At 44.2% G+C, this 23,428-nt stretch carries 23 protein-coding genes; 18 read left to right on the top strand and 5 right to left on the bottom strand.

What is annotated here, in order from left to right:
- Positions 1-23 precede the first annotated feature (23 nt).
- The 14 genes from Q4486_RS05315 to Q4486_RS05250 all read left to right on the top strand — a co-directional run bounded on the left by Q4486_RS05315 (position 24) and on the right by Q4486_RS05250 (position 13,723).
- Positions 24-1,352: an FMN-binding glutamate synthase family protein gene (locus tag Q4486_RS05315; protein ID WP_303416638.1), complete on the top strand. Its 1,329-nt coding sequence runs from the start codon at positions 24-26 to the stop codon at positions 1,350-1,352.
- A 118-nt stretch (positions 1,353-1,470) separates the two neighbouring features.
- On the top strand, positions 1,471-2,337 hold the full coding sequence (gene purU, locus Q4486_RS05310; RefSeq protein WP_303416637.1) for a formyltetrahydrofolate deformylase: 867 nt from the start codon (positions 1,471-1,473) through the stop codon (positions 2,335-2,337).
- An 11-nt stretch (positions 2,338-2,348) separates the two neighbouring features.
- Positions 2,349-3,215, top strand: a complete 867-nt coding sequence (folD, locus tag Q4486_RS05305; RefSeq protein ID WP_303416636.1) for a bifunctional methylenetetrahydrofolate dehydrogenase/methenyltetrahydrofolate cyclohydrolase FolD — start codon at positions 2,349-2,351, stop codon at positions 3,213-3,215.
- Positions 3,216-3,352: 137 nt separating this feature from the next.
- Positions 3,353-4,600 carry an FAD-dependent oxidoreductase gene (locus Q4486_RS05300; protein ID WP_303518616.1) on the top strand — a complete coding sequence of 416 codons (1,248 nt, stop codon included), beginning with the start codon at positions 3,353-3,355 and terminating at the stop codon, positions 4,598-4,600.
- A gap of 18 nt (positions 4,601-4,618) precedes the next feature.
- The gene (locus Q4486_RS05295) at positions 4,619-4,921 is read left to right on the top strand and encodes a sarcosine oxidase subunit delta (RefSeq protein WP_303518615.1); all 303 of its coding nucleotides are present in this window, start codon (positions 4,619-4,621) and stop codon (positions 4,919-4,921) included.
- Entirely contained in the window at positions 4,918-7,821 is a 2,904-nt protein-coding gene (locus Q4486_RS05290) for a 2Fe-2S iron-sulfur cluster-binding protein (RefSeq protein ID WP_303518614.1), read from the top strand. The genes Q4486_RS05295 and Q4486_RS05290 overlap by 4 nt, the downstream gene beginning before the upstream one ends.
- A 2-nt stretch (positions 7,822-7,823) precedes the next feature.
- Positions 7,824-8,495, top strand: a complete 672-nt coding sequence (locus Q4486_RS05285) for a sarcosine oxidase subunit gamma (RefSeq protein WP_303518613.1) — start codon at positions 7,824-7,826, stop codon at positions 8,493-8,495.
- A 330-nt stretch (positions 8,496-8,825) separates the two neighbouring features.
- A complete protein-coding gene (locus tag Q4486_RS05280; RefSeq protein WP_303518612.1) occupies positions 8,826-9,353 on the top strand; it encodes a dimethylamine monooxygenase subunit DmmA family protein in 528 nt (175 codons plus the stop codon).
- Positions 9,353-10,300, top strand: coding sequence for a PDR/VanB family oxidoreductase (locus Q4486_RS05275; protein ID WP_303518611.1), 948 nt, complete (start codon positions 9,353-9,355; stop codon positions 10,298-10,300). The genes Q4486_RS05280 and Q4486_RS05275 overlap by 1 nt, the downstream gene beginning before the upstream one ends.
- Before the next feature lie 12 nt (positions 10,301-10,312).
- Complete coding sequence (locus tag Q4486_RS05270) at positions 10,313-11,332, top strand: DUF3445 domain-containing protein (protein WP_303518609.1); 1,020 nt, start codon at positions 10,313-10,315, stop codon at positions 11,330-11,332.
- A gap of 134 nt (positions 11,333-11,466) precedes the next feature.
- A complete protein-coding gene (locus Q4486_RS05265) occupies positions 11,467-11,781 on the top strand; it encodes a multidrug efflux SMR transporter (RefSeq protein ID WP_303416629.1) in 315 nt (104 codons plus the stop codon).
- Between the two features lie 31 nt (positions 11,782-11,812).
- On the top strand, positions 11,813-12,298 hold the full coding sequence (locus tag Q4486_RS05260; RefSeq protein WP_303518607.1) for a GNAT family N-acetyltransferase: 486 nt from the start codon (positions 11,813-11,815) through the stop codon (positions 12,296-12,298).
- 185 nt (positions 12,299-12,483) lie between these two features.
- Positions 12,484-13,374: a dienelactone hydrolase family protein gene (locus Q4486_RS05255; RefSeq protein ID WP_303518605.1), complete on the top strand. Its 891-nt coding sequence runs from the start codon at positions 12,484-12,486 to the stop codon at positions 13,372-13,374.
- A 37-nt stretch (positions 13,375-13,411) separates the two neighbouring features.
- Entirely contained in the window at positions 13,412-13,723 is a 312-nt protein-coding gene (locus tag Q4486_RS05250) for an EthD family reductase (protein ID WP_303518604.1), read from the top strand.
- An 81-nt stretch (positions 13,724-13,804) separates the two neighbouring features.
- On the opposite strand, the gene Q4486_RS05245 is transcribed toward Q4486_RS05250, so the two are convergent.
- The 5 genes from Q4486_RS05245 to Q4486_RS05225 all read right to left on the bottom strand — a co-directional run bounded on the left by Q4486_RS05245 (position 13,805) and on the right by Q4486_RS05225 (position 18,476).
- Entirely contained in the window at positions 13,805-14,152 is a 348-nt protein-coding gene (locus tag Q4486_RS05245) for a cupin domain-containing protein (RefSeq protein WP_303416625.1), read from the bottom strand.
- A 119-nt stretch (positions 14,153-14,271) separates the two neighbouring features.
- Positions 14,272-15,636: an NAD(P)-binding domain-containing protein gene (locus tag Q4486_RS05240; RefSeq protein ID WP_303518603.1), complete on the bottom strand. Its 1,365-nt coding sequence runs from the start codon at positions 15,634-15,636 to the stop codon at positions 14,272-14,274.
- A 171-nt stretch (positions 15,637-15,807) separates the two neighbouring features.
- Entirely contained in the window at positions 15,808-16,602 is a 795-nt protein-coding gene (locus tag Q4486_RS05235) for a PAS domain-containing protein (protein WP_303416623.1), read from the bottom strand.
- Between the two features lie 4 nt (positions 16,603-16,606).
- Entirely contained in the window at positions 16,607-17,290 is a 684-nt protein-coding gene (locus Q4486_RS05230; protein WP_303416622.1) for a response regulator transcription factor, read from the bottom strand.
- A complete protein-coding gene (locus Q4486_RS05225; protein ID WP_303416621.1) occupies positions 17,283-18,476 on the bottom strand; it encodes a sensor histidine kinase in 1,194 nt (397 codons plus the stop codon). Before Q4486_RS05225 ends, Q4486_RS05230 begins: the two co-directional genes overlap by 8 nt.
- A 282-nt stretch (positions 18,477-18,758) precedes the next feature.
- Between Q4486_RS05225 and Q4486_RS05220 the strand changes: the two genes are divergently transcribed.
- The 4 genes from Q4486_RS05220 to Q4486_RS05205 all read left to right on the top strand — a co-directional run bounded on the left by Q4486_RS05220 (position 18,759) and on the right by Q4486_RS05205 (position 23,379).
- Positions 18,759-21,131 carry a DUF1989 domain-containing protein gene (locus Q4486_RS05220; RefSeq protein WP_303518602.1) on the top strand — a complete coding sequence of 791 codons (2,373 nt, stop codon included), beginning with the start codon at positions 18,759-18,761 and terminating at the stop codon, positions 21,129-21,131.
- 46 nt (positions 21,132-21,177) lie between these two features.
- On the top strand, positions 21,178-21,537 hold the full coding sequence (locus Q4486_RS05215; RefSeq protein WP_303416619.1) for a cupin domain-containing protein: 360 nt from the start codon (positions 21,178-21,180) through the stop codon (positions 21,535-21,537).
- 310 nt (positions 21,538-21,847) lie between these two features.
- Positions 21,848-23,200: an ammonium transporter gene (locus Q4486_RS05210; protein WP_303416618.1), complete on the top strand. Its 1,353-nt coding sequence runs from the start codon at positions 21,848-21,850 to the stop codon at positions 23,198-23,200.
- A gap of 11 nt (positions 23,201-23,211) precedes the next feature.
- Positions 23,212-23,379, top strand: coding sequence for a hypothetical protein (locus tag Q4486_RS05205; RefSeq protein ID WP_197468053.1), 168 nt, complete (start codon positions 23,212-23,214; stop codon positions 23,377-23,379).
- The last annotated feature ends 49 nt before the right edge of the window (positions 23,380-23,428 follow it).

Below are 23,428 nucleotides of genomic sequence, written 5' to 3'. Positions count from 1 at the left end.
GCTGAATCATCGAGGACAGAATTATGAGTGAAGATATTAATGTAAAAGATGGCCTACGCGAGTCAGCGACCTTTGATCGTACAACGATGACAGAGATTCGCCGTGCGGCTGAAACCGGCATTTACGATATTCGTGGTTTTGGTGCTAAGCGAAAGCTCCCCCATTTTGATGATCTGTTGTTTCTAGGCGCAAGTATGTCCCGTTACCCGCTGGAAGGGTACCGTGAAAAATGTAATACCTCGGTTACCTTAGGCTCTCGTTTTGCTAAAAAGCCGATTGTGATCGATATTCCCGTAACGATTGCCGGTATGAGTTTTGGTGCGTTATCCGCTAATGCAAAAGAAGCGCTAGGCCGTGGTGCCTCAATTATGGGTACATCGACTACAACTGGCGATGGTGGTATGACACCGGAAGAGCGTGGCCAGTCTAGTAAATTGGTTTATCAGTACCTTCCATCCCGTTACGGCATGAACCCTGATGATCTTCGCAAAGCGGATGCGATTGAGGTTGTATTAGGACAAGGTGCAAAACCCGGCGGTGGCGGTATGCTGCTTGGTCAGAAAATCACTGACCGTGTAGCTAAAATGCGTACCTTACCTATGGGTGTAGACCAGCGTTCTGCCTGCCGCCATCCAGATTGGACAGGCCCTGATGACTTAGCCATTAAGATCCAAGAACTGCGTGAAATCACTGATTGGCAAGTGCCAATTTATATCAAAGTGGGTGCTACTCGTACTTACTATGATGTGAAATTAGCGGTTAAAGCGGGCGCTGATGTCATTGTTGTGGATGGTATGCAAGGTGGTACTGCCGCGACTCAGGATGTCTTTATTGAGCATGTCGGTATTCCTACATTGGCAGCGATTCCTCAGGCGGTTCAAGCACTGCAAGAGATGGGCATGCACCGTAAAGTTCAGTTGATCGTCTCCGGTGGTATTCGCAACGGTGCCGATGTTGCTAAATGTATGGCATTAGGTGCTGATGCGGTCGCAATTGGTACGGCAGCCTTAGTTGCCTTAGGTTGTAACCATCCTAAATATGACGATGAATTTAAGAAAATTGGTTCAGCTGCTGGTTTCTATGATGATTACCATGAAGGTAAAGACCCTGCAGGTATCTCGACTCAAGATCCAGAGCTAATGAAGCGTTTAGACCCTGTTGAAGCAGGTCGTAAACTCGCTAACTACCTCAATGTATTGACCCTGGAAGCGCAAACTTTAGCCCGTGCCTGCGGTAAAAATGACTTACGTAATTTAGAGCCTGAAGATTTAGTGGCACTAACGGTTGAGTCAGCTGCTATGGCCCGAGTTCCACTCGCGGGTACAAGCTGGATTCCTGGCCAGAAATACTAAATAAATCGAGTTTCAAATAAAGCTACCGCGAGGTGAAAACCCACCTCGCGAGGGCTGCGACATCTCAAAACAGCATTTAACAGACTTTAGGGAGGGTCCGCTCAGGGCCACTTTGAAAATGAAAAGTACAGATACTAAAGAATTTATTCTTAAAACCAATTGTGTCGCAGGTAGTGGAATAGTCGCTGCCGTATCCTCTTTTCTATCTGAAAGAGGTTGTTATATCAGCGAAATGAACCAGTTTGATGATCCTGAAAGCGGTCAGTTTTTTATGCGTATGAGATTCCATGTGGAATCGGGAGAGTATGAATTAGATCAGCTTTCAGCAGAGTTTGTAGCTATCTCTGAAAAGTTCAAGATGGATTGGCGGATGGTGGCCGCGAATGCACCTACCAAGACATTGATCATGGTGAGTAAGTTTGATCACTGTTTGGATGATTTGATGTACCGCTTACACAAAGGTGAGATCAATATGGAGATCACCGCCATTGTTTCCAATCACAAAGATTTACGTCCAATGGCCGAGCGAGAGGGTATCCGCTTCATTCACTTACCAGTGACTAAAGATAATAAACCCGAACAGGAGCAGGCATTGTTAGACGTTGTTGAAGAAACCGGCACTGAGTTGGTTGTTTTAGCACGCTATATGCAGATCCTTTCCGATAATTTATGTAAAGAGTTGAGTGGCCGTGCAATTAATATTCACCACTCATTCCTACCCGGTTTTAAAGGGGCTAAACCTTATCATCAAGCCCATACCCGCGGCGTTAAATTAATCGGTGCTACCGCCCACTATGTCACGTCGGACCTTGATGAAGGGCCTATCATTGAGCAGTCGGTTCAGCCGGTTGATCACACCTATAGCCCAGAAGCGTTGGTTGCTGTAGGTCGTGATACTGAAACTGTCGCACTGGCGCGCGCTGTTAAGCTGCATGTTGATCACCGAGTTTTCCTTGATGGCAACAAAACAGTTGTCTTTAAGTAGGAGAGGTAAGCATGACCGTGTTAATTAATGGCAAGCTGATTTCTCAGCAAGTGGTCGATAAAACAGCAGAGGAAGTGGTTACTTTTGTCGAGCGTTTCGGCATAGCGCCGGGGCTTGCTGTTGTGCTTGTGGGTGAAGATCCTGCGAGTCAGGTCTACGTGCGGAATAAAGTGAAGCGTGCTGAAGAGGTTGGAATTAGATCGCTGGAGTACAAGTTACCAGCTGATAGTTCACAGGAAACCTTAAACGATCTTATCCAAACACTTAATGCTGATCCTAGTGTGCATGGCATTTTGGTACAGCTGCCGCTGCCTAAGCATCTGAATGAAGAGGAAGTTCTATTAGCTATAGATCCTGCTAAGGATGTTGATGGCTTCCACCCTCTAAATGTTGGCGCATTAGCCTGCGGGGAGGCATCGCTTGTTCCCTGTACGCCTATGGGCTGCATGATTATGTTGGAACATGTACATCCGGACCTTAGTGGCAAACAGGCCGTAGTGATTGGTCGATCCAATATTGTTGGAAAGCCTATGGCTGCTCTGTTGTTACAAGCTAACTGCACGGTAACTATTGTTCATTCACGGACTAAAGATATCGAATCTATCTGTTCACAAGCAGATATTGTTGTGGCAGCTATAGGTCGTCCAGAAATGGTTAAAGCTAGCTGGATTAAACCAGGGGCTACCGTGATTGATGTAGGTATTAATGCCATAGAGCGGGACGGTAAACGTAAGCTTGTGGGTGATGTGGATTTTGCAGATGTTGAGCCTGTTGCCAGTGCTATAACCCCTGTTCCTGGTGGTGTTGGCCCTATGACGATTGCCTGCTTAATGAAAAACACAGTACAAGCCGCGCTAAATCAAGAGTTGAAACGTTAATCTGCTCTGGAATTATTCTCTTCGAGCAGGCTTTTTTTAAGCAGCGGGTACCCAAGTAAAAGCATATATCGAGCTAATAGATAACCTATTGATTCGATTTTCTCACTGAGCGATATGACATTTAAGGAGGGAGAGGAATGCCTTTCTCACTATTAAAATATGGTCTAAATAAAGATTATCCGTTTGAGCAGCATGCGGACTTACCTAAGCCGACCGAGCTGAAGTCTCATTATGATGTCGTCATTATCGGCGGTGGGGGGCATGGTGTTGCCACCGCTTATTACCTAGCTAAGTATCACGGTATCACTAATGTTGCGATCTTGGAAAAGAGTTACTTAGGTGGGGGTAATACCGCCCGTAATACAGCGGTTATTCGTTCAAACTATCTCACCTCAGAAGGGGTTAAGTTTTACAGCGAATCGGTCAAACTCTTTAAGGAGTTATCTAATGAGTTTGATTTCAATATTATGTATTCACAACGCGGACAGCTGACACTTGCACACACTGATGCGGCGGTGCGCGGCTTTCGTCAACGAGCAGAAGTTAATAAACATTTTGGTGGCAAGACTGAGCTGATTGACCCTCAACAGATAAGAGAGCTTGTACCGACCTTAAATATGAATCCTGCCGATATGCCGGTACTAGCAGGTTTGTGGCATATGGATGGTGCAACAGCTCGTCATGATGCGGTTGCTTGGGGTTATGCCAAAGGCGCTACACAACGAGGCGTTGAGTTACATCAGTTGACAGAGGTAACTGATGTTATTGTCCAACAGGGCAAAGTTACGGGCGTTAAAACGAACCGCGGCAATGTGAGCTGTGGCTGTGTAGTGCAAGCGGTGGCGGGTCATAGTTCGCTTTTAGCTGCAAAAGCAGGCTTTAAAATGCCGATCACAACTTTCCCATTACAGGCGATGGTAACTCAGCCGGTTAAACCGTTTTTGGACCCACTCGTCAGCTCGCCTTCATTGCACTGTTATGTTCAGCAAACAGGGCGTGGCGAATTAGTTTTTGGCGGCGGTTCTGATCCATATCCTTTATATAGCACCCGTTCAACCATGGATTTAAAAGAGAGTTTGTTAGCTAACGCAGTCGAACTCTTTCCCTTTATGGCCAATATGCGGTTAATGCGCCAATGGGCGGGTTTAACGGATATGACATCTGATTACAGCCCGATTATGGGATTGAGTCCAGTGGACAACTACTACCTAGATGCGGGTTGGGGAACGTGGGGATTTAAATCGACCCCTATTTGCGGCAAATCAATGGCTGAGCTGGTGGCGAGTGGCGGCAAGGTGCCTGAGCTTATTAAGCCTTTTTCTATGGATCGTTTTAACGCGTTCCGCCAAGTTAACGAAATGGGCGCGACTGCGGCTAGCCACTGATTGGATGAGGTAAGAATTATGAAAATGATGAATTGCCCATTAAACGGGCTACGAAATATAAGTGAGTTTGTGCATGGGGGCGAGGTGAAAGAGATGCCTGATCCCAATAGTTGCAGTGATAAAGAGTGGGCTGATTACGTTTTCTTCTCTGACAATGCCATCTCTGTAGTAACCGAGTGGTGGTTGCATGCACCTTCTGGTTATTGGTTTATCGCTGAGCGGCATACCGGAAGCGATGAAATTATAAAAACCTATGACCCTTCAGTACTTTTTAGTGAACGTGTTGAGTTTAGTGCACCTGCGACGGAGGTTAAGGCATGAGTGATACCAATATGCGCTTAAATGCCCCAATGGGGTTGTTGCTTAATCGTGATGAGCAGGTTGAGTTTCTTTTTGAAGGGCAGCGTTATCAAGGTTATGCAGGTGATTGTATTGCCAGTGCATTATTAGCTAATGATCGTTGGTTGATGTCTCGTTCTTTCAAATACCATCGTCCTCGTGGGCCTTTAACTATGGCGGGGCAAGATGCCAATACCTTAGTGCAGCTCGGTGGTGATCCAAATGCGTTGGCAGATAGAACGGCCATTGCACCGAATATGCAGATCGAAGGGCAGAATTACAACGGTACTCTAGATAAAGACCGTGATGCTATTCTGGGTAATTTTGGCCGTTTTATGCCTGTAGGTTTCTACTATCGCTCATTTTTTAAACCTATGGGTGTTTGGGATAAATGGGAAGGTTATATTCGCGAAAAAGCGGGTTTAGGTAAGTTAGATCTGAACTTTACCCCAGAATATTATGATAAAAAATATCTCTTCACCGATGTTATGGTGGTTGGCTCAGGCCCTGCGGGTTTAAGTGCTGCGCTTAAGGCAGCGGACGGTGGTGCTAAGGTTTTATTGGTTGAAGAGATGCCGTTAATGGGTGGTGCTTTAGCCTATAACCGTTTTGATATAGAGGGCATCACGGCTGATCGCTTACGTGCAGAACTGATCGCAAAAGTAGAAGAGCATGACAATATCACCGTTATGGTCGATACCGTGTGTAATGCATGGTTTACCGATAACTATTTACCTTTGATTCAAGGTAAGCGCCTATTCAAGGTGAGGGCCAAAGAGTGCATTATCGCCTCGGGTGCTTACGAACAGCACGTTGTATTCCGCAATAATGACCTTCCGGGTGTTGTTATGTGTAGTGCAGCTACGCGAATGATGAAGCTTTATGCCATTAAACCGGGTGAGAGCTCTGTTGTATTAACCGGTAATGATGATGGCTATTTGACGGCCTTAGAGCTTAGCGATCAAGGGGTGAATGTTAAAGCGGTCGTTGATATGCGTGAAGGTGTCGCAACGCCTCAGTTAATCGATGCTTTATCTGAACGGGGTATTAGCTTACATCAAGGTTATACTGTGTACGAAGCGCTTGCGGAAAAGGGCAATAAACGCATTAAAGGGGTAGATGTTCGTAAAATCACCGCTAAAGGTGAGGTCGGTAACGCCAGCCGTATTATTGACTGTGATCTGCTCTGTATGTCGGCCGGTTATATGCCTGCTTATCAGCTGTTATGCCAAGCAGGTGCACAGCTTAGTTATGCGGATGAGTTGGCTGAATTTACTTTGTCAAAGCTGCCGGAGCATCTACATATTGCCGGTTCCGTGAACGGTATACACCAGTTAGATTCAGTAGTCGCCGATGGGCAACGGGCTGCTCAGCTTGCTTTGAATAACTTAAATCTTAGTGATGAACTGCCTGGCAAAGTTAGCTGTAGTGTTAAGCCTAATTTTGATTGGCCGATCTTTAGCCATCCTAAAGGTAAAGACTTTATCGATTTTGATGAAGATCTACAGGCGAAAGATATAGTCAATGCTACGCGTTTAGGTTATCGCGATGTACAGCTGGTTAAACGTTTCTCTACAGTGGGTATGGGGCCTTCACAAGGACGGCACTCTGCGCTACCGACGGCTCGTTTAGTTGCAAACTCAACGGATAGAACGGTAACTGAAACCGGTGTGACAACGGCCAGACCTCCGTTTGCGCCGGAGAAGCTTGCACATATTGCCGGTCGTATATTTGATCCTTACCGTCGTACACCTATGCATCATCGACACCTTGAATTAGGGGCCAAAATGATCCCTGCAGGTAACTGGAGGCGTCCGGCCTTTTATGGTGATCCCAATAAGCGAGATGCGTGTATCCATGCGGAATCGGTACATGTGCGGAATAAAGTAGGTTTGATCGATGTTAGTACATTAGGGGGTATTGAGTTAAAAGGCCCTGATGCGGCAGAGTTTATGAATCGTATCTATACCTTTGCTTTTTTAAAGCAGCCAGTCGGTAAAACACGTTACGCCGTTTATACCAATGAGCATGGTGTCGTTATTGATGATGGTGTTGCCTGTCGAATAGCTGAGGATCACTTTTATGTGACCGCGACGACCAGTGGAGTCGATCGTGTGTACCGAGATATGACCAAGTGGAATGCTCAATGGCGTTTAGATGTAGATATTCTGAATGTGACTTCAGCTTATTGTGCTGTGAACTTAGCGGGACCTGACGCTCGTAAAGTGCTAGAAAAGTTAGTCACAGATACCGACCTTTCGCCGGAAGGTTTTCCATTTTTGGCATACGGTGAAGCTGATGTGGCAGGTATTCCTGCACGCTTGCTCCGTGTGGGCTTTGTGGGTGAATTGGGGTATGAGATTCATGTGCCATCCCGCTATGGCGAAGCTTTATGGGATCTGCTGATGGAGGCGGGCGAAGCGTTTGATATCAAACCTTTTGGTGTTGAAACCCAACGTTTATTACGTCTTGAAAAAGGCCACGTTATTGTTAGCCAAGATACGGATGGAATGAGTCATCCAGGAGAGCTATCAATGAATTGGGCGGTTAATAGGAAGAAACCTTTCTTTGTTGGTTGTCGCTCAGTGGATATTGTTATGGCGCAGCCTCAAACACGTAAGTTGGTCGGTTTTGCTTTACCGGCAGAGAGTAAAAAACCTGAGGAGGGACATCTTGTATTAGAAGGTGATGGGATTACCGGTAATGTCACTTCATGTGAATACTCTCCAGCGATGAAGAAAATAGTGGGTTTGGCTTTTGCTGGTATTAATTCAAGCGAACCTGGCGACAAAATTAGTATCCGCGTTGATGGTCAGATTGTCGAAGCAGAGGTGGTTAGTCTGCCGTTTTATGATCCAAACAATGCAAGACAGGAGATGTAGTGATGGAAGAGATAACGAAGAACATTATTACGCCAGAGACTTATCTTGCCCGTAGCCCATTGTATAGGGTGCATGAAACAGCGGGTGCACACTTTGAAGCGTGCGCTTCTGCAGCTCAAGTTGTCTCTTATGGTGATCAGCTTGAACCACTTACAGCCTTAATTGACCTGTCCGTACAGCATAGGTTTGGAATACGAGGCGCCAATGCTATCGCCGCGTTGAGTGCGGCGGGTTTATCGGTTCCGGAAAAGCCAAACCAATGTTTGAATTCAGCTAATGGTGAGACTGTATTGCGTCTTGGCAAAACTGAGTTTTGGGTATTAGGGGCGATGGAGAGCGGTACCTGCTCGGCGGATTCTAGTGCATTTGCCGATTGTTATCCGGTTTATTGCCAAGATAGTCATGCATGCTTACTACTGAGTGGTGAGCATCTGCCTGATATTATGGCCAAGCTTTGTGGTGTCGACCTGTCTGAATCGGCGTTTCCTAAAGGCTCTATAGCGCAAACCTCTGTCGCAAGAATTAATGCGATTATCAGTCATCTACCGGATAAAGAAGGTACTCACTTTGTCATTTTGTGTGATAGCGCAGCGGCTGAATACCTTTGGGCTTGTCTGTTGGATGCAATGGATGAGTTTGGAGGTAAAGCAGCGGGTCTGAATTATCTTTTTTAAACTTAGGTTTTAAGTACTGCTTGTTAAAAATAAATTAGTAACCCCTTGGCAATTTATACATGTTGTTGAGGTGGATCTATTACCCCCAAATCGATTACTGGTTCCCAGCTGATGTCGATTTAACCCCCAACCGGCGCTCTGCCTCTGTGCATAGTGTCGGTTTTTTTATGTCTGCCATTTTATTTTTAAAAACCTACCCCTTTTGGGGTACCCAATGAAGAGAATTGTGTTGGCGTGGCTAATGGTAAATATTGTTCCTATTGAAACCTTAATTAATCGTCACCAGAAGGTGGCGGTAAATCTTAATTGGATTGTTACTTGGAGGTCATTATGGAGCCTGAAAGTGTTTCTGTTGTTACAAGTAAGCCTATTTATAGATCTGAGATAAGTGATGCTCCTTGTGCTTATAGCCTGTTTATTTGTGAACAATTAAGCACTGCTTTTTCAGACCTATATCAGAGCAAAACCGTAGCTAAAAAAGACCTTGTTGATGACGGGGATCTAGAAAGTGTTAAGGATCAATTAGTGACGTTGTTAGCCGATGCACCTGCGGCCACCTTGGTTTACTTATCAGGTACAGAAAAGTACATGTGGTTAGTGGGGGAGCAGTTAAAAGCTTTAGGCGTGACAGAAGATCAGATGGTTATGCTGCCGCCTTTGAATACGGAACGTAGTGTTTTTTGCTGCCACTGTTATACGGTAACCGATCATGTAGTAACAGCCCCAGCAACCTGCGCAGGATGCGGAAAACTGTTAGCTGTTACCGATCATTTTGCTAAATCACATGCCGCGTATTTTGGTTATCAAGTCAATGCAGAAAACGCGACTGAGATCCCAGAAAGTGTGGAGTTAAGCTAATGAGTAATCAAATAAAAGTAGAAGTAGCCAGTATTTGCCAAGTAGCTCCAACCATCCGCGAATTTACCTTAGAAGCTATAGATGACGAGCTCTATCCTTTTTCGCCGGGTGCACATGTTGTTGTTGAGATGCCGAGCGCAAAGAAGATATATAAAAACGCATACTCCCTGTTGAGTGACCCTGCGGATACCAATCGTTACCGTATAGCGGTTCGTTTACAGGAGACGTCTAGGGGCGGCTCTATCTATATGCATGAGCAGGTAAAGGTTGGCGATCAATTACTAATTAGCCCACCTTCAAATTTGTTTTCTCCCTTCTGGCTAGCTAAAAAACACTTGATGTTAGCTGGGGGCGTTGGGGTGACACCGTTTATGTCATATATCCCTGAAATGCTTCGTCGTAACACTGATTTTGAACTTCATTATATGTATCGCAGTTTGCAAACAGGCGCTTATAAAAATGAGCTTTCTGAGCAGTTAGGCGATAAGTACTTTGGTTATGACTCTGACCGTCATACGCGCTGTGATGTGACAGAACTCTTAAGCCAGCAGCCTTTAGGCACGCATATCTATATTTGTGGCCCCGAATCGTTAATTCAGGCGGTGGAGGAGGCAGCACAAACCTTAGGCTTACCTGCCAGTGTTATTCATTCAGAAGAGTTTGCGGCACCTAAACCAGGGATGCCCTTTATTGCTGAAATTAAATCCAGTGGGCAGCAAGTAGAAGTCAGTGCTGAAGATAGCTTGCTAGAAGCGCTAGAAGCATCGGATATTTCCGTACCTAACTTATGTCGAGGCGGCGTTTGTGGTCAGTGTGTTTGTACTGTTGAAGAGGGCGATATAGATCACCGTGATCAATACCTCTCGGACGATGAGAAAGCAGCAGGTAACGCAATTATGCCCTGTGTCTCTCGTGCTGCGGGTGAACGTCTGGTCTTAGATATTTAAGGAGAACTAATAATGCGAGTTGCACCCAAAGAAGTTGAAACGTTCCGTGATGATTTTACCTACTCAAACAGCCCTGAGGCGATAAAACGTTTTCCTTTTCCCTTTCCTGAAGATGAGTACCGTTATTCCGTTAATATGGAGCCACATACTCCGAAAGGTGGTGAGGGCTCAGCCTATGAGCATTTTCTTGATATTGATGAGCATTACCTATCAGAAATGACTGAGCGCAAGTTAGTACTTGATGCGATGCCTCATCGTTGTCTTGCGATGGATCATATGGAGCTTGCGTGTTGGGATATGCTTGAGCGGTTAATGACGTCTTTAGCTGAGGACTACTCTGATTACTTCAAGCTGACGACTGAGGGTGATCAGTGGACATGGGAAAATAAACTACTCAATATTCACGATACTTTTACCTTTGGTGATAGTAGTACGTTACCTAAACCACCGCTGGAATATATTGGTTGTCAGGTACAGGGTGACTTTGCGCTTTTAGATCAGCGCGATGGAGATCTTTTCCTCGATGCAGGAATGGTCACATGTCCAGCGGATTGGTCGCTCGCGTTTGATGCTGGTATGAGCTTCAAGGAGTGGCATGGTCCTGTACCAATGGCCCATAACGAAGGTATTTTTGAGCGCGCATTGAAATATCTGACGGCCATGCAAGTGGGGAGTCCCATCCGCCGTCTAAACTGGACATTAACCGTCAATGCTCGGATGGACACTTCGCCTGAGACTTATCATGAGTGGGGCCATGAAAGGACCTCTGTGACACCCGATAACGTAGGTGAAAAAGTTTATCTGCGTGTTGAGGTACAAGTGATGGATCGCATGCCGCGCAGTAATGCACTGATGTTTATTATCCGTACTTATCTGATTAGCTTGGAGGATATTGCCACTAATCCAGAATGGGCAAAACGGATGCATCGGACGATGAAAACACTCCCAGCACCGTTGATCGAGTATAAGGGATTGAGTCGTTATCATTCGATGGTGGTTGATTACCTATCTCAATTCGATCCTGCTAATTAATCAGGATCTCCATTATAGCCCTCTTTTGAGGGCTCTATTATAAAGAAAAAATGCGTCTATCAAGGCGATTAGTGATGGGCTGAAGAGCTGATCTATTTCTATCTGTATGAAAGAATATTTAGAGGGTGAACTCAATGGGATGGGTCTATTTAGCGATAGCCGGATTGATAGAGTGTGGTTGGGCTATAGGTTTAAAGTATAGCGATGGCTTTACAAAGTTGTGGCCTTCATTGATAAGCGCAGTGCTTGTAGTTGTGAGTTTAGGTCTCTTGTCTGTCGCTATGCGTACTATTCCTGTTGGTACAGCTTATGCTGCATGGTCAGGGATTGGTGCTGTGTCTTTAGCGACTTATGGGATTTTCTTTCTTGGGGAATCTGGCAGTATCACACGTATTATCTGTATATTACTGATTGTAGCGGGTATCGCAGGGCTTAAGTTTTTTGAGTGAGAACGTTTTTATCAATACTGGGGAATAAACATTGAAAGAGATTAAAGTGGATCTGGTTGATTACACATGTAATCAAGACACTAAGGATATGATGGATCTGCTGGCGTGCTATGCGCTCGATATTATGGGGGGAGGTGATCCTCTCAGTGAATATACTAAGGTTAACTTGGCGTCGGAATTAGCTAAGTTGCCTCACGCCTTCTCTTTTATCTGTTACGTGGATAAGAAACCAGCTGGTCTTATCAATTGCTTCGATGCTTTCTCTACCTTTAAGTGTAAACCCATTATCAATATCCACGATGTAATTGTGCTGCCAGAGTATAGAGGCTTAGGGCTTAGCCAAATAATGCTAAAAAAAGTGGAAGAGATGGCTAAATATAAAGGTTGCTGCAAACTTACACTTGAAGTTCTCGAGGCTAATCAGCCCGCACAAGCAGCCTATACAAAATTCGGGTTTTCTGGTTATGAGTTAAATCCTAAGATAGGTAAGGCCCTTTTTTGGGAAAAAACACTTTAATAGACCTCTCTCCTATTTAGCTGAACCTAAGTTCAGCTACCTTTCTCGCGCCATATAAAGTATGCAAAATAAAGTAATGTTGATCACATATTAAAACCTATTCATGAAAAAGTTTTATGCTAATGTTAAGTGGGCTTATAAGTTGTCCCTTAATGTTAGCCTTACTCAAGTGTGTAGGAGGTGTTATGTCTGACCGTAATCAGAGTGAAATCCCACAGGAAGCGTTCGATTGGTATGATGATTATGCCCATGGGGGTATGGATCGCCGCACCTTTTTGAAAAAGTTAGGAACATTAACGGCTGTTGGTTACTCAATGACTGTATTGACCTCTGCGTTATTACCTAACTATGCCTTAGCTGAACAGGTCTCTTTTAATGACCCTGAAATATTGGCGACTTATGAAACCTTTGATTCGCCTTTAGGCCACGATGAAGGGCAGGGTTACTTAGTGGTACCTAAAAACATCTCAGGGCCGTTGCCTGTTGTGTTGGTTATCCATGAGAATCGAGGTCTTAATCCCTATATTAAAGATGTTGCTCGCCGTTTAGCTAAAGCTGGTTTTATCGCCTTTGCGCCGGATGCTCTGTTTCCTTTAGGCGGCTACCCAGGAAATGATGATGAGGGTAGGGCGATGCAGAAAAACCTTGAGCGTTCGAAAATAGAACAGGATTTTTTAGCCGCGGCTAAATTTATCAAAGCCCATCCGAACAGTAATGGCCATCTCGGCGCGGTAGGGTTTTGTTTTGGCGGTTATATTGTGAACTATTTAGCAGCCGTTGAATCTAATCTCCTTTCTGCAGGCGTGCCGTTTTATGGCACGCCAGCTGCAGCGGAACTAAGAGAGAATATTAAAGCGCCGTTGTTAGTTCAATTAGGTGAGTTGGATGAACGGGTTAATAAGACGTGGCCTAATTATGAAAAAGACCTGAAGCGTTTACATGTTCCTTATGAAGTACATGTTTATAAAGGCGCTAATCATGGCTTCCATAATGACTCAACTGCTCGGTATGATAAGCCAAATGCTGAGTTAGCATGGCAACGAACCATCGAATTTTTCCAAAACAAGTTAAGTTAGTTTAGCTTATTAAGATAATCGTAAAGGTAAAATAAAAATGATAAAAGTCAGTGTGATGTACCCAAATAGTTCAGATGCGAAGTTTGACATGGATTACTACAATTCAACCCATGCACAGCTTGTATTAGACCGTTTAGGCGATACGCTAAAGAGTTTTACAGTTGATGCTGGTATCGCTGGTGGAGCACCAGGTGAGGCCGCTGGGTTTATTGCTATGGGGCATTTGATATTTGATTCTGTGGATGCATTTGAAGCCGCGTTTGGTCCTCATGCTGACGAGTTGTTAGGTGATATACCTAATTTTACTAATGTGCAGCCTCAGGTTCAGATTAGTGAAATTAAGCGTTAAGTAATCTCTACATTAACGCTTTTTTTGTATAAGCCTGATCTGAACTTAAATGTTCAATCAGGCTTTTTTTAACAGAGTAGCTTAGAGTTTAATCGTAAAGTGTTTAAATACTTTCTCTTCTATCTCCCAAACTCCAGTAAAGCCAGCTTCAATAACAAAAGAGTCTCCAGGCAATAGCGTAACGCTCTCTTCTCCATCGGGTGTTATTGTTACTTTACCTTCAATAAGATGGATATATTCCCAGCTTTTGTATTCAGCTCGGTAGCTACCTTCTGTTGCTTCCCAACATCCCGCAATCATACTGCCATCTTCTGATGTGTATTCGATCCAGGTTTTCATCGTAGGTGTGCCAGATATTTTTTCCCAGCCTTCTAAATCTGTATCAATAGAGGTCACTGTTTTATCGATAATCTTTTTTATGTAGCTCATTGTGTGATTCTCATAAATTTTAAGTGTTGGCGAATGTCTTTCCTGTCCAGAAAGGCAACCTAGGGAGTGCGCTATTCATAGGTTGCTTTGTTTTTACTGTACGTTGCGAGTCCTGTTATTTAGCCCGCTTTTTTTACTTCCATGGTCTCTGATAGATAGGCCTCTAATGAATCATCCAAAGCGTCAATCCATGGTGTATGGTGTGGAGGAGACATAGTGCCGGTCATCAATGAGCGGTATGAGTGATCACGGAAAGTCATGATGTTTTCTTTCTTATGGTGTTTCCATTCAAGGAAGGTCTGTCTAACACCTTCAATATCGAAGGTTGGGTAATCGGTTGCTTCGATCAGTTCTAGAATGTAATCCCCTTGGAAAGTGAACATATCTTCAGCTGTTTCTTGAAGGAGTTCCCGTTCGCGCCACTCCATTGAGTTTTTGGTCATCTCCTCTTTGGATGGCAGAGGGATTCTGTCCATAATAATGTCGCGGACATACCAGGCCTGAGCATCAAACATATTGAATGTGTACCACTGATCTTGCATGCCGAGGTAGAACATCTGCGGATTATTTTCCCAGACTACACCTTTATAGAGATCTAAAGGCCATAGGCGATTGTCTGTTTTAAGGCGAAGGTCTTCAGGTAAAAATGGGAAATGGTGGAGGTAGCCGGTGCATAGAATAATAGCGTCGATCTTGTCTGAACTGCCGTCTTCAAAGTAAGCGGTGTCTGTATCAACATGAAGGAGATTGGATTTCTCTTCCCAATTTTCAGGCCATTTATAACCCATAGGGTTTGTTCTATAGCAGCTAATGAGTTTTTTTGCGCCGTATTTATAGCATTGTGAACCTATATCTTCGGCGGAGTAGCTACTACCCACAAGGAGGATTGTTTTATCTTTAAACTCTAAGGCATCGCGGAAGTCGTGAGCATGGAGTATACGCCCGCCAAATTTCTGGAACCCCACAAATTCAGGCACCCGAGGTGTAGAAAAATGGCCCGAGGCACAGATCACATAATCAAACTCTTCGGTATAAACTTCATCGGCATTATGGTCATGTACTGTGATAGAGAAAGTCGAAGTATCAGAGTTAAAGATAACGTCGCGTACAGGGGTATTAAAGCGGATGTAATCACGTACCCCAGCTTTTTCTACACGGCCTTTAATGTAATCCCACAATACCTCACGAGGAGGGTAGGATGCGATTGCTTTACCGAAATGTTCTTCAAAGCTGTAATCTGCAAATTCTAAACACTCTTTAGGTCCGTTAGACCATAAATAGCGATACATGCTGCCATGTACAGGCTCACCATTTTCGTCGAGTCCTGTCCTCCAAGTGTAGTTCCAAAGGCCGCCCCAATCGCTTTGTTTTTCAAAACAAACGATATCTGGAATCTCGGCTCCTTTTGCTTGTGCAGATTGGAAGGCTCTAAGTTGTGCTAGCCCACTTGGGCCTGCACCGATAATGGCAATGCGTTTAGTCATAAGTTTCTCCATGAAACGTCAGAATCAATGAGGAGGCTGTTGTTGATACAGCGTTATGATCTAAATTAATCAGCTTTTGGGGTTTGGAACATTCCCTTCTGTGGGTAATCAAAAAGGGGTAAGACGGTAGATATAAGTTGTAATCAGGGTTTTGGGGCTGTTGTTTTGTGTTTATTCAAACTGGAACACAAAGCCTTCTACGCCTAGAATCATGCCGCTTTCAGAATAGAGTCCGCGTCCTTTTTCTTTGACAGTGATGCACTTACCGTTTGCTTGGTTTAAACGATATTGCAGCTCAAAAACCTGTTGGGTTTGTAGGCAAAACTGTACTTGATTCCACACATAACCTGCATCCTCTTCGTGGATTAATTCGCCATAGGATATTTGTGGTTGGTTGATAAGCTCTTCAGAACTAAGGCCTGTGAGTTCTTTGCAGCCGCTACTCACATATTCCATGCTCCAACTGGTGTTATTTCGAGAACGGTAAAGCATGGCAGGTAAACGGTTTACTAAGCTTTGCAAACTTCGGTGGCTGGCGTTACGTATCTGTTCGTTACGGATCTGAGGAGTAATGTCACAAAGGGTTGCACTGAGCGGGTAATGTTCATTAGGTCTCAGTTGTTGCACTCTCATTTCGCACCAATGAATATTGCCATCGGCGCTAATGATCCGGAACCAAACGAGCTCGCTTCCATGGCTATTGAAAACTTTACGAATAATGTCGTTCCAGATTTTTACATCTTCAGGGTGAAGGAAGTCCGTAAACAGTAAATTATGGGAGCTGCTGGCGGCGACGCCGGTGATTTTTTCCCAGCAGGTATTTACTAGAGATATGCGGTGGTTTTGATCGATGATCATAACTACATCGCCAAGGCTGTTGAATAAGGTCTCATGAAGATTGCTGTCATCAAGATTAAAGCTGTTGTCCTTATTAAAAACAGATTGAGGCCATTTTAGTAAGTTCATGGGATTAATCCTTATCCAGATCAAAATGCTCTTTCGCGTTATTTGTATGGGCCCAGGCTGCTAACTCTAAACGTGAATGAAGGTTTAGTTTTCTTAATAGGTTTTTTACGTAGACTTTGACGGTGCCATCACTGATACCTAATTCTCGGGCGATCAACTTGTTATTAAGTCCTTGGGCAATATAGGACAAAGTTTCTAGTTCGCGCTCGGTCATTTCCGAAAAGATGGCATCCGCTTGATTAACCTCTGTTTCGTGAGTTTCGCGTAGCTGGTGGGCTAATGAGGTTACCGCGTCTTCGTTGAGGGCGGTCTGGCCATTGAGAACATTAACCAAATGTTTAATGATCTCATCGGGTGGGGTATCTTTTTGTAGATATCCATTTGCACCACTTTTCAAGGCGGAAAAAAGCTGATCATGATCGCTACAGGCGGTTAAGATAATAATTTTTAGTTGATCATCTGTTTTGCGGATGAGCTGTAATATATCTAGACCGCTGGTTTCAGGCATTTGTAAATCAAGCAATAGAATATCTGGATAAAGGTCATCCAATTGTTCTAAAAGGTCGGTTGCGCCATCAAACTCGGCAATAACATTAAATTGCTCGCTGTCATTTAGCAGCTCTACTACCCCCCGCCGAAACAAAGGGTGGTCATCTACTACAATCACTGAATGTATGGGATTACTCATGGTTATCTCCAACCTTCAATGTGAGTATGACCTGTGTTCCTTGGTTGGGATGGGGTTGGATAAGGAGTCGTGCATCAATTCGTTCTGCTCGTTCATGCATGATTTTTAAGCCAAAGCTGTCGTTACGTGCGTTTTTGGTATCTAAACCTATACCGTTATCTTCTATAAATATCTCTATTTGCGTACTTAATGTTTCTTTAATGACAATACGTGCGTGGGTGGCGTGTGAGTGCCTGACGATGTTGGAGAGGCACTCTCTAACGATATAAAGCAGCTGCATAGATTGTTTAGGGCTTGTGATATTTTTCTTTAGCCGGTTGTCGTATTCAAAAACAATAGCTGATTGCTGTTCAAATTCTGATACAGAATCGGAAATCGCCTGGGTTAAATTATCGCCCTTCATTGATAAACGTGATGAGGTGATTAATTCTCGTGTTTGACGGTAGGCATAATGGGTATAAGCCGCCAGATCTTCTGTGACGGGCTTTAATTCATGGTAGGTATTGCTTTGGCAGAGGCTATCTAGCTTAGCGCTTTTAATTCTTAAATAACCGAGTACTTGTGCTAGAGAATCATGTAGTTCCGCTGCATGGATGGCACGTTCTGATGTAACCGCTTTACTTATCTTTTTCTCTTGCTGCGCCCATGCTGAAAAGCCTTTTTTTAAAGCGTTTTCTACGGCAGTGAGCTTCCAGCGGACCTGGTTAGCGCTAGGTACTTTATTGGGGAAGATAGCTAATAGCCAAATATTCATCTCTTTACTTTCAGTTAATTTATAACCATAGAGCGGTTCGGGAAAACAGTGGTTAGATAGCGCATCTAGATAGAGTGTGTCGTGGATTAAATCATTGTGCCCATTAGTAAAAAAACGATGTAACGCATGCAGTATTTTACTGTGTGGGGTGCTATCAGATGGATGGTGGACAAAGGTTTCTGCGGTACTCGGTGAACTGAATACGATCTTTAGGCGGCACTGCTCATCGGCTGAAAAGCTTTGGCTTAGTTGTGCTTCAAGCTTCTTTAATAAGGGAGGTAAGGTTTTATTGATTTCGTCAGTTGTTGCTATATCAAAAGCAATATCGCCTAGGGAAAACAGATCCTCACTTACAGGATTGGATGGTTGGCTGGGGTTTTCAGTGTAAGCGTTAAAAAATTGTTCTAGCCATGTTTTGATGTTTATCGCCATATGTCCTCCCCTTGATTCCAATCGTTTGTGTTGAGGTCGCTTTCCCCACTCTCTGGTTAAGCAGTATTTATGCCACTTGAATGCCTGTTACCGCAATTACCCCCAATGGAGTATGCCTTCAAGAGGATTGTTTGAATTCTAGTGATGGTAAATATTTATAACCACCAGGAATTATAAAAAAGACAACATTCGATTGAGATATGCGTGCACTAGAGTCGACCTTTAATAGACCCAGCGCACCAATCTTGAACTTTAAAAGACGGTTTTAGTAAGGGTGTGGAGATGTTAGTAAATCAGAAAAATGATCTGCCGGATGCTTGCTATCTTAATATGCAAAATGACAATAGCGTTCGATTATTTCGTGTTGAGGCCCATCAAGCCATCCGATTAGATCTGAAAAGGGGCGATCATTTTCAGATTTTTAGCCAAGATGGTGAGCAGTTGGCGGAACTGATTGTGCGGGATCGTCGAGGCTCGTCTGCAAATCACCTTTTAGCAACAGCCTTAGATTTAGATGGGGTTAGTGGCTTACCTGCTGAGGGTATCAATGCTCAAATTGCTGAGAATAAATTGGCAGGGCAGGCGTTACAGGCGCAACTCAAGGGTTGGGGTATTAATGATTATCATCTATCTCAGGTGATCTCCGTTGGAGCCGAAAGAGTAGGGGAGGGGCAAAGTACGACACCCGAGCCTACATACTTTGAGGCGTTAGATGATATCAATATTATCGTTGCAGCCGCTGGTTTATCTATGCCAATAGAGGGCCATGTACCGGTTACTGAGTTAGAAGTTAAAGTTAATTATTTAGATGCCTCAGCAGCATTACTTCCTGAACCTTTGGCACCATCTCAATTGGAACTGCGTATTCCCAGTGCAAGTGCACGTGTCTATGAAGTTAAAGCGGGAGAGTGGATCCAAATTATTGATGTTGCGGGTAAGCAGTGTTCAGATTTTTTAGCTTTTGATAAAGCGGCGTTAGAGCAAGGGGAAGAGTTAGCTCTCGATGCTGTTGCGACTCGGACCCTGTTAGGTATGAGTAATCCTCAACCAGGTATCCATTCCCGTTTTTTAGGGGCCGATATGCAATCAATGGTCGAGGTGGTACAAGATACTGTTGGTCGCCACGATAGTTTTTTAATGGCCTGTAATCCGAAATATTATGAAGATAGCGGTTATTTTGGACACATTAGCTGTAGTGATAATTTCAACCGTGTATTGGCTCCATATAAGGTTAAGCCACGTCCAGCTTGGCCTGCAATAAACTTCTTTTTTAATACCCATGTTGAACCGTGCGGATCGGTATCAATGGATGAGCCTTGGTCTCGAGCCGGAGATTACGTATTGCTACGTGCTACCCGTGATCTGATCTGTGCATCATCAGCTTGCCCCGATGATATTGACCCGGCTAACGGTTGGCAGCCTACTGATATTCATGTGCGAATTTACTCCGCTGATAATCATTTCCCTCGTTCTATCGCTTACCGGACCTCTCCTCAGGAGCTACCACGTATGACTAAAACAACAGGCTTTCACAGTCGTGTTTCTGCACTGACTAAACAGATGACTGAGTACCGTGGGTACTGGGTCGCTTCGGAGTATGAGGGATGGGGGGCTCAAGCTGAATATTTAGCCTGTCGGGAACGGGTAGCCGTAATTGATTTAACGCCTCTTAGAAAGTTTGAGGTGACAGGGCCAGATGCTGAAGCCTTTTTACAATTTGCTTTAACACGAAATGTTAGGCGCTTAGCTATTGGTGAGATCGCGTACTCTGCTATCTGCCATGAAACGGGTGGAATGATTGATGATGGCACTATCTTTCGTATGGGTGAACAAGCCTTTAGATGGGTTTGTGGTGATCCGTACACCGGCTTGTGGTTAAAGAATCAAGCGCAAGAGCAAGGTTATAAAGTAAGTGTTAGGAACTCCACTGACCAATTACATAATATCGCAGTTCAAGGCCCGAAAAGTCGTGAGTTATTGAGCCAGATTATTTGGGCGCCTGAATGTCAGCCGAGTATGGATACACTTGCTTGGTTTCATTTCATGATTGGTCGATTAGGTGGGCCCGATGGCATCCCTGTAATGGTGTCCCGCACAGGTTATACCGGTGAATTAGGGTTTGAGGTTTGGTGTCACCCGGATGATGCCGAAGCGGTTTGGGATCAAGTATGGGAGACAGGTCAGCCATACAAAATTGCACCTTTAGGTTTTGACGCTTTAGATATGTTGCGTATTGAAGCGGGCTTAATCTTTGCTGATCACGAGTTTTGTCCTGAAACTAACCCTTATGAAGCGGGTATAGGTTTTACCGTACCAATGAAAACTAAAGCGGAGAACTTTATTGGCCGTGAGGCGATGGCCCGTCAAACACCAGAAAGTCGACAACGCTTAGTTGGCTTGGTACTGCAAGGGAATGAGCCGGTGGCTCATGGGGATCTTATCTATCATGGTCGTTTTCCTGTCGGCGTAGTGACCAGCGCTACTACATCGCCCTTATTAAGCAAACAGATCGCACTTTGTCGCGTTGCGCCAGATTTTGCAGCACCTGAAACACTTTTAGAGGTCGGCAAGTTAGATGGCCTCCAGAAACGGCTGCCCGGAGAGGTGGTTGGACTTCCTTTTTATGATCCCGAACGAACGCGTGTTCGTTCATAAATTCACGTTATTTGAAAACGCATTTTAACTAATTGAGGTATTTAACATGTCTACAGCGATGACTTACTACCAGCAAGCGATTAAAACAGAACTCCCGAGCATGGAAGTACCGGGTAGTAACGCATTTATCGGCGATATAGCGGTGTCTGATGATCCTGATAAAACAATTGCTAGCGGTTTTTTTCGTATGGAAAAATCAGATGAGCCTCTGGTCTATGAGTACACATATCACGAGATGAAAATCATCGTTGAGGGTGAAATGATCATCACCGATAAAGAAGGTAATACGGTACATGCGAAGGTGGGTGATGTGCTTTATTTCCCTAAAGGTAGTGTTATTACTTTCCAGTCTCCTAGCTACGGCATTGGTTTCTTCTGTGGCCAGCGTAAAGAAGGCGAGGCTTAGTTTTTTAGCGTCCTATTTTTGAATCATCTTGAAGCGCGTTGAGTTAAAAATGATCAATTCTAGTGCTTCTTCTTTATGCCTAATACCGTAATTAATTCATAAGTATTTGAAATTAAATGAAAATATTGTATTGGGCATAAATTATGCATTTCCTGATAGGAAATAAAATTTACTGAAGAGTAACTTTATATCCTTCGTTACTTAAGGGATTAAGCAGGTCAACGAAGGTGATTGGATAGGCTTAACGGTAGGGTTACATACCGTTAAACCTATCAAATTACAGAATTGTATAACCTAATAGGGGGGTCTTATGGACCAGGTCGAAACTGCTCAGAAAATTGCAGAACTGCAAAACCTGATTGAGATGTCCGGCACAATCAATATGGAAGTATTTTATTGGTGGTGTACCGGTTTGATGGTAATTATCCATGCGGGTTTTTTAGCCTACGAGATGGGTGCTTCCCGTTTAAAAAATGCCCTGGCTTCAGGCGTTAAAAATATATTGGCGTTTGCCTTTATTATTCCTACGTTCTTTTTCTTTGGTTGGTGGATCTATTTGGCCATGTACAATGGCTTTACTCCAGACTTTGAAGCGGGTGCAGCAGGCCTTCCTTGGTCGAGTAATATGGGACCTAACCTAGCGGATAATGCGAGCGGTATTTTCTGGGGAGCATTTGTATTGTTTGCAGCGACGACTGCTTCAATCTTCTCCGGTGCTGTGATTGAACGTATCCGTATGAGCTCGTTCATTATACTGGCCATTATTCTTGGCTCTGTTGTATGGATCTTGGCGGCATCTTGGGGATGGCATCCACAAGGCTGGTTAACAGTTGATTGGGGTTTCCATGACTTCGGTGCAGCGGGTGCAGTTCATATGGTCGCAGGGTTCTTTGCTCTAGGTGTAACCATTAACTTGGGTGCACGTATTGGACGCTTCGCGCCTGATGGCACGCCACTCGCAATTACAGGTCACAGTGTACCGATGAGTATTATCGGTCTGATGTTGATTATTGTTGGCTTCTTCGGTTTCCTTGGCGGCTGTATTATCTATACAACCGGCGGTCAGTGGACGACTATCTTCGGTACACCAACAACGTTGTCATCTATTAGCTTCAATACATTAATGGCTTTCTCGGGCGGTATTATCGGTTCTTACGTGATCACACGTCAGCCATTCTGGATGATGTCTGGTGCACTAGCAGGTATCTTCTCTGCTGCGCCAGGTTTAGATCTGTACTACCCACCATTAGCCTTCTTGATGGGTATAACTGGCGGTATTGCTGCGCCTCTAGCTGATAAATTCCTAACTAATAAATTTAAGATTGATGATGCTGTAGGCGCCTTTGCTGTGCATGGTGTCGGTGGTCTTATCGGTATTGTTGGTTTAGGTATTTTCAGCGGCTTCCCTAATGTTATTGAAGGTGCACCTGCGATTAGTTTCATGGGTCAGCTTAAGAGCGCATTAGTGATGGCTTCTCTAGGGTTTATCCCAGGTTTTGGTTTGTCATATGTGATGGCCAAAATGGGAGCTTTACGAGTACCACCAAAAGCAGAAGAAGCGGGTTTGGATTTAGTCGAAGTTCCATTAGCGGCTTATCCAGAATCAGTGCCTGCAACAGCACAAGAGACTACACCTACTAACACTTCAACTGTTACTGTTTAAGGAGATTTATTATGAATGTAAGTCCTATTACGTCGTGGGAAGGTGCTGAAGCAGTCTTTACTTTCGCTGATAGCCCAACAGCCATTATGGTTATACTTTCACTATCTATTGCGGTAACTTTGGGAACAATTATCGCTTCAGTTAAACATGAGAACGATACTTATATAGATTATAAGTGACCTTGTATGACTGACTAGGATTGTTGATTCAGTCCTAGTAATAAGACAT

The sequence above is a fragment of the Neptuniibacter sp. 2_MG-2023 genome, assembly GCF_030547495.1.
Classification (GTDB): Bacteria; Pseudomonadota; Gammaproteobacteria; order Pseudomonadales; family Balneatricaceae; genus Neptuniibacter.
Note: the sequence above shows the minus strand (reverse complement) of the source record. Positions and strands in the feature narration are given on the sequence as shown.